Source organism: Anaerotignum lactatifermentans DSM 14214 (assembly GCF_900142265.1).
In the GTDB taxonomy this organism is placed as follows: Bacteria; Bacillota; Clostridia; order Lachnospirales; family Anaerotignaceae; genus Anaerotignum; species Anaerotignum lactatifermentans.
In genome coordinates this window covers 1-9455 of record NZ_FRAH01000097.1, presented here as the reverse complement: position 1 = coordinate 9455, position 9455 = coordinate 1, and the positions used below count along the sequence as shown (strand labels likewise).

General features: G+C 43.2%; 9 protein-coding genes and 1 pseudogene. 7 read left to right on the top strand and 3 right to left on the bottom strand.

What is annotated here, in order from left to right; translation table 11 throughout:
* Together BUB35_RS16650 and BUB35_RS16645 are read right to left on the bottom strand one after the other, a co-directional pair.
* A partial coding sequence (locus BUB35_RS16650) for a transposase (RefSeq protein ID WP_084730760.1) occupies positions 1–213 on the bottom strand: 213 nt, incomplete at its 3' end.
* Between the two features lie 332 nt (positions 214–545).
* The gene (locus BUB35_RS16645; RefSeq protein ID WP_072853603.1) at positions 546–2042 is read right to left on the bottom strand and encodes a hypothetical protein; all 1497 of its coding nucleotides are present in this window, start codon (positions 2040–2042) and stop codon (positions 546–548) included.
* A 267-nt stretch (positions 2043–2309) separates the two neighbouring features.
* On the opposite strand from BUB35_RS16645, the gene BUB35_RS19320 reads away from it, so the two are divergent.
* The 7 genes from BUB35_RS19320 to BUB35_RS16610 all read left to right on the top strand — a co-directional run bounded on the left by BUB35_RS19320 (position 2310) and on the right by BUB35_RS16610 (position 9066).
* A complete protein-coding gene (locus BUB35_RS19320) occupies positions 2310–2447 on the top strand; it encodes a hypothetical protein (RefSeq protein WP_191344948.1) in 138 nt (45 codons plus the stop codon).
* A 19-nt stretch (positions 2448–2466) separates the two neighbouring features.
* Complete coding sequence (locus tag BUB35_RS16640; protein WP_242949279.1) at positions 2467–4020, top strand: recombinase family protein; 1554 nt, start codon at positions 2467–2469, stop codon at positions 4018–4020.
* A gap of 240 nt (positions 4021–4260) precedes the next feature.
* Positions 4261–5355, top strand: coding sequence for an ABC transporter substrate-binding protein (locus tag BUB35_RS16630; protein WP_072853599.1), 1095 nt, complete (start codon positions 4261–4263; stop codon positions 5353–5355).
* Positions 5356–5425: 70 nt separating this feature from the next.
* Positions 5426–6262: an ABC transporter permease gene (locus BUB35_RS16625; RefSeq protein ID WP_072853597.1), complete on the top strand. Its 837-nt coding sequence runs from the start codon at positions 5426–5428 to the stop codon at positions 6260–6262.
* 4 nt (positions 6263–6266) lie between these two features.
* Positions 6267–7070: an ABC transporter permease gene (locus BUB35_RS16620; RefSeq protein ID WP_072853595.1), complete on the top strand. Its 804-nt coding sequence runs from the start codon at positions 6267–6269 to the stop codon at positions 7068–7070.
* Positions 7057–8061, top strand: a complete 1005-nt coding sequence (locus BUB35_RS16615; RefSeq protein ID WP_072853593.1) for an ABC transporter ATP-binding protein — start codon at positions 7057–7059, stop codon at positions 8059–8061. The genes BUB35_RS16620 and BUB35_RS16615 overlap by 14 nt, the downstream gene beginning before the upstream one ends.
* A 12-nt stretch (positions 8062–8073) precedes the next feature.
* Positions 8074–9066, top strand: coding sequence for a PHP domain-containing protein (locus BUB35_RS16610; protein ID WP_072853591.1), 993 nt, complete (start codon positions 8074–8076; stop codon positions 9064–9066).
* 253 nt (positions 9067–9319) lie between these two features.
* Here BUB35_RS16610 and BUB35_RS20180 read toward each other — a convergent pair.
* Positions 9320–9455 (bottom strand): annotated as a pseudogene (locus BUB35_RS20180) (IS256 family transposase); the annotation flags it as partial.

Below are 9455 nucleotides of genomic sequence, written 5' to 3'. Positions count from 1 at the left end.
ATCATTGTCAGAACGCTCAGATTTTTCATATCCGAGATGATCCTCCATTTCTGCTTCCATCATTTCTTTGATGGTTCCGCCCAGAAGGTCTTTTAGAGCTTCCTGAATATCCTCAGCTGTCTGAATATCGTATTCTTCCATGAGCTGATGAATAATGTTTCGTTTTCCCTCTGTCATTTGTACCCGATGTATGGGTTTCTTCTGTTTTGCCATAATAAAAGGTCCTCCTATGATTTAAATTTTACCATAGAAGAACCTCTTCAATTACATATTTACAGAAAAAGTTTCACACTGCCGTTTTTCCTATCAAAAGAAGGTCTGCCAAAGCAACTTCCCCTTAAGCAACCATTGATTTTTCTTTTCCTTGATTTCTAAAGGGGAATTGCGACGGCTGTCTTCATAAGAAAACATAACAAATAAAATCTTAATAAAATAAGAAAGCTAAAATCCTTTGTCATGATAAGGATTTTGGCTTTCTTTGTTTTCTTATGAAGATGCCACCAATGGGATGCGGTTTAAAGTGCTGGGGAAAGTGCTCTTGTTGTTTAGCTGATCATTTCGATACCTTCATCTGATGGGTAAAATTGCAGGGCGTCTTCCAATGCTTGAAATACTCCAGCATAGTTCCAACTGTTTGTCATTCTCTTTTCCATTGCTGTCATAACAGGATACTGCATCCAGCTTTGCTGGTGTACGTAATGAATCCAACTACTGATAATGCATCCGTCTTGTACTTCCTCAATGGGATATGCAATATAGCCTCTATAACTGCTGCCCTGTCGAGGCATAGAGAATGTGGCAAACACATCGGTGTTGTCTTGGGGACCAAAGAAGAAACTGTTGGAAGCATATGTTTGTGTGCCCAATGAATAATAGTCAGCCACAAAGGTTTCTTCATTCCTGTTATATAAAACACGCCCTGTTACATCGCCGCCGGAATCCCATCCGTCGGAAAGATCTCTGTAAACAGGCCAAAGCTGAATGGCTTCTGTTCCATAAAATTTGGGTGCCTGATTCCATAAAAAATGGTGGAAAATAATCCAGCGTTCCCGATCGTCAGAAACTTTTACGCCGATGCCTGTGATACGAAGGTCTTTGGCATCATCAGCTGATTCCGTATCTCTTTCAGAGTCATCCAGTGAGAGATCGGTTTCATCCGCAACAACTTCCAGTGCGCCGCTGCAGGCAGCAATGTCTTCCGCACGGAGGTCGTTCAGGATATAGGCGGGAAATCCAAGGTCTATGAGCTGTGCTTTGATGTCCTCCACATTATTGTGTTCATCAGCAGGCAGTGCAGTCCACTCCATTGGATAACTGCTGCAAAAAAGATAACCGCATGCGCCTCCCGCCAACAGCAGCAAAATAAGCGAAAAGGTGATCCGTCGGTTTGTCCATTTGACAGGAACGTCGCTGATTTCATATCCTGCTTCATCCAGTTCTTTGGATAATTTATTCAGGTTGTAGATAATGCGGCAATAAGCGATAAACATGATCAGGGCAATGATAAAGCCGTTGTAGTGTACTAAAGCGAGGAGGCATATCAGGCAATACCAAACAATTAGGGCAGCTGCGCTGCCTGCGTGAGGAGAAAGCCCGGCTTTTTGCCGAATGGAGAGAAAGCCCTGCCAAAGGCAAATAAAAAGCGCAAACTGTAAAAGCAGATTTGCGATGAACAGCACAGTGTTCATTGCCGATGAATATATGGTGCTGTGCAGTATGGTGGTGTTCCATATCAGCATCCAGAAGAAATATGCGGTGCGAATGATGGAGATGATAAAACATCTTTTGAACCACTTGTTTTCATGTTGTAAGGCACGAAAACCAAAAAGAAGCAGCATGGTTCCAATGGTTGGGAAAATGTAATTAAGAAGTCCAAAGTTCAATGTAATGGCAGTCAGTGTGATGCCTACCAAAATGCGGTTCATGGACTTCTTCCAAAGGGTTTCTTCTGCGGCAGTATCTTGGGATGGTAATTTTGGAGCGGTGTTGTTGTCTGTGGATTCGCATATGTCATTCATGGTTTTTTGTTCAAGATCAGCCATATCTTCTACCTCCTTATATTTTTTGCTGCGGCATTCCCTTTCGCTTCTTATAGTATGATTGTAGCAAAAAAGCATGGGGGCTTCTATGGTATTGTCAAAACGTAAAAAAGAAGTAAGAAATGGGCGTATAAATGCGAGGGGCTGTTTTTCGAATGATTTGAAAGAGAAATGTTTTAGAAGCTTCTCTTTTTTTTCAACCATTCGACAGAGTCAAACAAGAAAATGGACATCCCAAAGGGCATAAATAAATATAGGGAGGTGGACTGTATGAAAGAAAGACAGGAAAATACCTGTAAAAGTGTATTTCGAGACGGCAACAGCGAACCAAGACGGGAACAATTCACAAAGGCTTGGATCAGCCTCATCAATCAAATGGAGCGGAACAAAGAAATGCTTCACAGATGATAGAGAGGAGGTAATCCATGTGAAGGCAGCCATCTATTGTAGACTATCGGAAGAAGATCGGGATAAGCGCAGCTTCGCTGACGACAGCGCCAGTATCCAGAATCAAAAATCCATGCTGGTGCAGTATGCCATAGAACAGGGATGGGAGATTTACGGCATTTACAGCGATGATGACTATGCTGGTGCTGATCGGAATCGACCGGCGTTTCGGCGTCTTTTGGAAGATGCGGAAAAAAGGCTTTTTGACATCATCCTTTGCAAGACCCAGTCCCGTTTTACAAGGGAATTGGAGCTGGTGGAAAAATACCTCCATGGGTTATTTCCCCAGTGGGGTATCCGGTTTGTCAGCATTGTGGACAATGCCGATACAGACGTGAAAGGTAACAAAAAATCACGGCAGATCAATGGTCTGGTCAACGAATGGTATCTGGAGGATATGTCCGATAATATTCGGAGCGTTCTGCGGAATCGGCGGGAAAATGGATTTCATATTGGCGCTACGGCATTGTATGGGTATCAAAAAGACCCAGAACGAAAGGGGCACCTCATCATTGATGAGGAGGCTGCACAGGTGGTTCGAGAAGTGTTTACACTATTTTCTCAAGGCTATGGAAAATCTGCCATTGCACGAATGCTCAATGATAGGGGGGTGCCCAATCCCACGGAATATAAACGCCGAAAGGGAATCATCAAAACGCCGACAAAGCAGAAAAACAGCACCCTGTGGAAATATTACACCATTGCGGATATGCTGGAAAACGAAATGTACATAGGCAATATGGTGCAGGGGAAATACGGCAGTGTTTCTTATAAAACAAAGAAGAATAAGCCTCGCCCCAAGGAACAATGGTATCGGGTGGAAGGAACCCATGAACCTATCATAGAAAAAGAATTGTGGGAAAAGGTAAAAGCAATGAGGGAACAAAAAGCAAAGCCTTTTATCACTGGTACCATTGGGCTGTTTTCTGGTAAAGCTCGCTGTGCAGAATGTGGCTATGTGCTGCGCTCCGGCAAACGGGAGAATTGGCGGTTTTTAACTTGCCCCAACCGTTCTGTGTCAAAAGATGCTTGCGGAGGTGCTTTCATTTCTGTCAGCCGTTTGGAAAGCAAAGTTATGGAGGAGCTGAAACGGCTAGTAGAGAATTATCTGGATCAGGAAGCCTTGCAACAGGGAATCCAATGGGATAAGGAATATGAAAAACAGAAAAACAGTGTTGCGAATCGGATGAAATTTTACGAAAAAAAGATTCTAGATCGCAAAAAAGCCCTTCGGGCGTTATATCTGGATCAGGTGCGAGGAATTTTGACAGAAGAAGATTATCTGGACATGACAAGGGCGTTTTCCGTGGAAAAGAAGCGACTGGAAGAAGCATTGGAACTATGCAGGAAGCAGATTTTGGAAATAGAGGAAAGACAAAAGGCAGGGGAAAACCGGAAAGAGCTGGTGGAAAAATATATCCATACGGAGCATTTGACCAGAGAGATGGTGGAAGCTTTGATCGATCATATCGATGTGGGAAGGCGGATTCCTAGATCGAGAGACGTGCCCATTACGGTATATTGGAATTTTTGAGACGGCAAAGAGGGCTTTGCCGTCTTTTTGTATATCCGTTTATGGTTTGATATTAAGGCGTGATAAGATTGCAAGTGGAGCTGTGGGTTCCGGGAAACATGATTGGAGAAAATACAAAATTCTTAAAAATCCACTAAAATTTTCACATTTTTTTAACACGACCGCGCTGTTAGACTTAATATTTCGTTTATATAATGAGTCCGGCAAAAACGAAAAGAGCAAAAGAAAGGGAAGGAAAAAATGAAGAAATTATTGAAAACAGCTGCTGTAATCGGTCTTTGTTTGTCAACTCTTGCAGGCTGCGGCGGCGGAGAAACAACTGCGGCAGTTGACTTAAACGCTTTGTCTGTGGACGAAATCATTGAAAAAGCAAAAGAAGACGGAAAGATCGAATCCGTTGGTATGCCGGACACTTGGGCAAACTGGGTGGAAACATGGGAGGAAATCGAAGAACTGTATGGCATTGCACATCAGGATACAGATATGTCCAGTGCGGAAGAAATCGCGTTGTTTAAAACAGAAGGGGAAGACGCTACCAAAGACATCGGTGACGTTGGTCAGGCATTCGGACCCGTTGCGGAAGAAGAAGGCGTAACCCTGAAGTACAAAACAAGCTACTGGGATTCCATTCCTGATTGGGCAAAAGACGATGACGGCGACTGGATCATTGGTTACTATGGCACAATGACAGTCCTGGTAAACAATAAAATCGTAAAAGAAACACCTACAAGCTTTGAAGACATCCTCAACGGTGATTATATGGTAGCCGTTGGTGACGTTCAGGCTGCGACACAGGCACAGTTTGCCGTACTGGCTGCTGCCATTGCTTACGGCGGTGATGAATCCAACATCGATCCCGGTCTGGAATACTTCCGTAAGATCGCGGAACAGGGTCGTCTGGATCTGGGTGAATTCACACAGGCTCGTATCGAAAAAGGTGAAGTTGGTGTCGCATTCCTGTGGGACTACAACGCTTTGGGCTACCGTGATCAGTTTGTGGAAAACAATCCTGACGCAGATTTCTCTGTATTCGTACCGGAAGAAGCATCTATCCAGAGCGGTTACTGCACAATCATCAACAGCTATACAAAACGTCCATACGCCGCTGCACTGGCTCGTGAATACATCCTCAGCGACGAAGGTCAGATCAATCTGGCAAAAGGCTACGCAAAACCTGTTCGTGATGTAGAACTTCCTGAAGAAGTAAAAGCAAAAATGATCCCTGATGAACAGTATGCAAACGCAAGAATGGTAGAAGATCAGGCAGCATGGGATGAAACAGCGAAAACATTAGGTACTCGTTGGCAGGAAGAAGTTATTGCATACGCAAAATAATCAATCATAGATGTAAAATGGGGGGCTGTCGAGTAACTTTGACAGCCTTCCTATATATGTGAGGTAAAATATGAAACAGAAAAAGACATACTTATTGGCGTTAATACCCTTTTTGGTATTGTGCGTTTTATTTGAACTGATTCCGATTATTTATACAATCATCCGAAGCTTTGTACCGGAAGGAGAAGACTTTGGCTTTACACTTGCAAACTATATCAATATCTTTACAAAGCCGCTGTACCAAAAAGCCATTGTAAACAGCCTGATCATTTCTATTTTGTCTTCCATCATAGGTTTGATTGTGGCATTCATCGGAGCCAAGGCGGTGCATGAATCGAAAGGCAAGCTGAACAATATTTTCATGAGCATTTTGAACATGGTGTCCAACTTTTCCGGTGTGCCTTTGGCATTTGCGTACATCATCATGTTCGGGAATGTGGGTGTCATGACCATGATCGGAAGCAACTACGGCATCGAATTTCTGGCAAACTTCCCACTGTATTCTATTTTTGGGCTGCTGCTGATTTATGTGTATTTCCAGATACCTTTGTCAACACTGCTGCTGATTCCTGCTTTTGATGCCATTCGGAAAGAATGGAAGGAATCCAATGCCCTGTTGGGTGGAACCAACTTCACTTTCTGGACCAAAATCGGGGTTCCCATTCTGATGCCAAGCATCTTAAGCACATTTTCTGTATTGTTCGCAAACGCGCTGGCGGCATACGCTTCTGCTTATGCCCTGCTGATGAACAACGTGTCCCTGCTGCCCATCCGTCTGTCTGAACAGTTTGTGGGTGACTTGGTACAAAGACCGGAATTCGGCAGTGCCATTGCTGTTGTTCTGATGGTATTTATGATTGCTGCCATTATGATACAGAATAAGTTGACTGTAAAGAAAGGAATCTGAGTTTATGGAAACAAATAAAAAAGGCGCGAAGCTGGCCATTGTTGTCATCATCGCGTATCTATTGATCCCATTGGCAATGACGCTGATCTATTCCTTGTTTGAAGAATGGATTGATGTCCTGCCAAAGCGTTTTACATTGACGGCTTATATGGAAATTTTTTCTGATCCGGTGTTCTGGCTTTCCGTTGGCAGAACGGTACTGATTTCCATTGTGCCTATCTTACTGTGCACCATCATCGTTTTGCTGGCAATGTATGTAACTTACATTTACAAACCGGAATGGGATAAATATGTGCAGATCCTCTGTACCATCCCTTATGCAGTGCAGGGGGTTATCCTGCCCATCTGCGTACTGTCTTTATATACATCTGTGCCAAAGCCCTTTAACAATCGTATTTTCCTGCTGATTTCTACCTATATGATTGTCATTCTGCCTTATATCTATCAGGGGATTCGCAATAACCTCCATGGCATTGGCGCGAACAAGCTCATCGAAGCGGCGCAGATGTTGGGCGCAAGCAAATTTTACGCATTTTTCCATGTGGTGGTGCCCAATATCATGAATGGTGTTACCGTATCCATTATGCTGGCTATGGCAATTGTGTTTGGGGATTTCGTTATCGTCAATACCCTTGCCGGCGGGCATTTCCAGACAGCCCAGATGTATTTGTATGATGTAATGAAAAAATCAGGTCAGCGTACCTGTGCAGTGATTGTTGTATTGTTTGTGGTAACATTACTGATTTCTGCTTGTGCATTTTTTATTCAGAGAAAGAAAGAAAGAGGAACTGAAAATGGCGTACATTGAGTTTAAGAATATCAATAAATTTTATGGTGATAACCATGTGCTCAAAGGCATCAACCTGAAAATTGAAAAAGGACAGTTTGTCACATTATTAGGTCCTTCCGGCTGTGGGAAAAGTACCCTGCTGCGCTCCCTTGCGGGGCTGGAAGCAGTGACAGATGGTCAGATCATTCTGGATGGGGAAGACATTACAACGAAAGAACCCAAAGACAGAAACATCGGTATGGTTTTCCAGCAGTATAGTCTGTTCCCCAATATGACAGTGGAAGAAAATCTGGCTTTTGGTCTGAAGCTGAAAAAATTGCCTCAGGAGGAAATCCATGAACGTATTTCCAAGGCAATCAAAATCGTGGAACTGGAAGGGAAAGAAAAAGCATATCCCAGTAATCTTTCCGGCGGTCAGCAGCAGAGAGTGGCTCTGGCAAGAGGTATTGTCATGCAGCCAAAAGTATTGCTGCTGGACGAGCCTTTGAGTGCCATTGACGCAAAATTGAGAAAATCTTTGCAGCTGAGCATTCGGGAAATCCATGATAAATTGGGACTGACAACTATCTTTGTAACTCACGACCAGGACGAAGCTATGGTCATGAGTGATGTCATCCATTTGTTCCATGACGGTGTCATTGAACAGTCTGGTACCCCTGTGGAAGTTTACACAAGACCTGTGACATCCTTTGCTGCAAGCTTTATCGGAAACTACAATATTTTTGAAGCAGATAAGATCGCAAAACTAACCGGCACAGAATGGAAAACAAAAGTTGCCATTAGACCAGAAACCATCATGATGTCCAAAGCGCCCATTGCCAATGACGATCGTTTCAAAATGGAAGGTGTTATCAAAGAACATATCGCAAGAGGCAATGTTTTGCGCTATACCATTGACGTTGGTGGCATTGAAGTTTATGCGGATGCGTTGTTCAGAAGCGTGTCCATTTTTCAGGACGGCGAAAAAGTGTACTTATCTATTGCGGAACACAACTGTGTGGCGATCTGAGGAGGGGATGGCATGAAGAATGTGGAAGGCTTCAGCAAAACTGGAAACTGGTACAAGGGAAATCTCCATTGCCACTCCACAAATTCCGATGGGAAACTTTCTCCCAAAGAAGTGGTAGACCTTTTCAAAGAAAACGGATATTCTTTTTTATGCTTTTCTGACCATGACATTTATACAGATTATCGCAGCGAGTTTGACAGCGAGGATTTTATCATCCTTCCTGGTCTGGAAGCCTCTGTAAATCTTTTTGACGAAAGCGGAAAACACAGAATGAAAGTCCATCATATCCATGGGATTCTGGGTACTTCTGAAATGGAAGAAAAGGCAGAAAAGAAGTTTGCCCATTTGGAAAGAAGACAGATCAAGAACTATTTTGGCAGTTGGGACGGCAAAAAAGCGGCACAGGAACTGTGTGACGAAATGCGGAGCTATGGCATGATTACTACTTATAACCATCCCATCTGGTCTAGGGTTTCTTATCCGGAATTCTGTGATCTGGAAGGCATCTGGGCTTTGGAGATTTTCAATTATAATACAGTGAATGAAAGCAATACGGGCTATGATGAAGTGTATTGGGATGAAATGCTGCGAGACGGCAAAAAAATGCTGGCTTTTGCCAGTGATGACAATCACAATGAAGGATTGTTTGATGATGCCTGTGGTGGATATATGGTGGTGAAGTCTGACCGTTTGGATAGAGAGGAAATCCTGCGGAATATGCTCAAAGGCAATTACTATTCTTCCAGCGGCGTTGCCATTGAAGATTGGGGCATCAAAGACGGCGTTGTGTATGTAAAATGCGAAAATGTGTACAGAATTGATTTTGTCGCAGGAAACTGCGTCAATGACGGCATCAGTTTGATGTCCAAAACACGCAGCAATGAGTTGACATACGGAGAGTACAAATTGAAAGGACATGAAAAATATGTCCGTGTCAAATGCAGTGATATTTATGGAAGAACTGCTTGGACAAATCCCATCTATTTGGATGAACGTCAGATTTGAGGGAGCAAAAGAGACTGTACCCAATATATAAGCAAAAAATAGAAAGGGAAAGCATGATAACATTGACCAATGGAAGTAGGCTTTGACGAAAAGGAGGGTATGAAGAAAAGTCTGTAAATAAGATTCTTCTATGATAAGACTGGGTGGAATGCTTTGAAATGAAGCACTCCACCTTTGTTTTATATATACCATCCAAAAGATGGCATGTCAATAACAGGCGGCTTTTCCGCCTGTTTTAACCAATCTGTTCTTTTTATTCTGGAAGCCGTCCTTCATACATAATACTTAATTCTCCGTAGACCTGACCCCAGTTCCGGATGGTGGTTGTCCATTTTTTTGTGGCTTCAAAGGTAGCCAGATACAGGGCTTTCAGCAATGCTGTATCGCTT